This is a genomic window from Elizabethkingia argenteiflava (assembly GCF_009904105.1).
Classification (GTDB): domain Bacteria; phylum Bacteroidota; class Bacteroidia; order Flavobacteriales; family Weeksellaceae; genus Elizabethkingia; species Elizabethkingia argenteiflava.
This window is the reverse complement of the sequence record NZ_JAAABJ010000479.1, coordinates 1-337: the sequence shown is the minus strand read 5'-3', so window position 1 is coordinate 337 and position 337 is coordinate 1. Positions and strand designations below refer to the sequence as shown.

Sequence of the window (337 nt, the reverse complement as noted above, 5' to 3'; positions counted from 1 at the left end):
TGAAACCGTCTATCCATTTATATTTCTGGATTGTATGTTTTTCAAGGTAAGGGTGAATGGTGCTGTTGACACCCGTGCGATCTATAATATCCTCGGGGTTGATATCGCAGGAAAAAAGGATTTACATGGGCTTTATAGTTCAGAAAATGAAGGGGCCAAATTCTGGCTTGGAGTTCTCACTGATCTGAAGAAACGCGGTGTGGAAGATATAATGATTGCCTGCATAGACGGCCTGAAAGGTTTCCCCGAAGCGGTTGAGGCTGTATTTCCTAAAACCAGGGTACAACTTTGCGTGGTTCATCAAATCCGCTCCTCCATGCGCTATGTTCCTGACAGG

Annotated in this window: 1 protein-coding gene; it reads left to right on the top strand. The window is 44.8% G+C overall.

Annotation, left to right across the window (positions count from 1 at the left end):
* Positions 1-337: transposase (locus GNY06_RS05945; RefSeq protein WP_176589980.1), on the top strand; the 337-nt coding region annotated here is incomplete at both ends.